General features: G+C 44.2%; 3 protein-coding genes. 2 read left to right on the forward strand and 1 reads right to left on the reverse strand.

Annotation, left to right across the window (positions count from 1 at the left end; translation table 11 throughout):
* Both B5D35_RS24680 and B5D35_RS23865 read left to right on the forward strand, forming a co-directional pair.
* A partial coding sequence (locus B5D35_RS24680; RefSeq protein ID WP_212567573.1) for a hypothetical protein occupies positions 1–202 on the forward strand: 202 nt, incomplete at its 5' end.
* A 6-nt stretch (positions 203–208) separates the two neighbouring features.
* Entirely contained in the window at positions 209–508 is a 300-nt protein-coding gene (locus B5D35_RS23865; RefSeq protein WP_078754868.1) for a CCDC90 family protein, read from the forward strand.
* Here the strand turns inward: B5D35_RS23865 and B5D35_RS23870 are convergent.
* On the reverse strand, positions 491–1075 hold the full coding sequence (locus B5D35_RS23870) for a tyrosine-type recombinase/integrase (RefSeq protein ID WP_332870425.1): 585 nt from the start codon (positions 1073–1075) through the stop codon (positions 491–493). The two genes, B5D35_RS23865 and B5D35_RS23870, sit on opposite strands and share 18 nt — an antisense overlap.
* Positions 1076–1173 lie beyond the last annotated feature (98 nt).

Below are 1173 nucleotides of genomic sequence, written 5' to 3' on the forward strand. Positions count from 1 at the left end.
GGGTCAATTTTACTTCGGCGATAGCGTCGCTAAGTGGATCAGTTTTAAGTCGGCGTTGACACAATATTTCAACCTGTTAACCATTACGAATTTGGCACATGTATTTTTATCGCTCGTAACGTGTGTTAACCATGCAGGGGGATTCGTGAAAAAGCAAAGACAATGCTATAGTCTCCCCATCTCGGCATTGAATAGCTATTGAGGGATTATGAGTCAGGTTACGTTTGATACGTTAAAATTTGTAGAATCGCTTGAAAAGGCAGGAATTCCTAAAGAGCAAGCAAAGGCTATCTCAACGGCCTTTCAGGAATCCCATGAAGCTTTAGAGCTTGCCACTAAGCGTGATTTACAAGACTTACAAAATTCGACCAAGCGAGATTTGCAAGACTTGCGTAATGAACTGGATAATAAAATTGACAAACTAGGTCTACAGCTCACTATACGCCTAGGGGGTATGATGGTAATTGGGTTTGGGCTACTGGCAGCGCTATTAAAAATTCCCGCCTAAATGTTGATTTAGCGGATTGAGACGCACGGCCTCTTTTAAATGATTGGGTGCAAGGTGTGCGTAGCGCATTGTAGTAGTGATTTCACTGTGCCCCAGAATATCCCGCAATACAATAATGTTCCCTCCTTGCATAACAAAGTGGCTGGCAAAGGTATGCCTCAGAACATGAGACATTTGGCCTCGGGGTAGGCTGATTTGCGCCTTTGTCACCGCTTTTCTAAACGCATTCAAACAGGATAGAAATAATCGCTCGTCGCCTGTTTTATTCAACGATTTTAACGTCTCATGCAAAATATCATTAATAGGCACAGTCCTGTTTTTTCCTGACTTAGTATTCAGAAAGGTAATTTTACCGCCCACGATTTGACTGGCTTTCAGTGATTCCGCCTCGCTCCAACGCGCCCCCGTCGCCAAGCAGATTTTCACCACATCAACAAGCGAGGGGTTAGACGAACGTCGGCAAGCACTCAACAATGTTGAAATTTCATCATGGCTTAAAAAACGAAGCTCCCCCTCCCTCTCTTTAAACTGGCGCACCTCTTCCACGGGGTTGTCGTATTTGATCACTCCCAAGGCTTTGTTGCTTAATTCGGTTGGAAGACATGGCAGCCTAAAGTTGTTCGGTTCTTAAGCAATATACTGAGTTTCAGGCATACCCAGTCCTG

The organism is Enterovibrio nigricans DSM 22720, from assembly GCF_900167155.1.
Taxonomy (GTDB): Bacteria; Pseudomonadota; Gammaproteobacteria; order Enterobacterales; family Vibrionaceae; genus Enterovibrio; species Enterovibrio nigricans.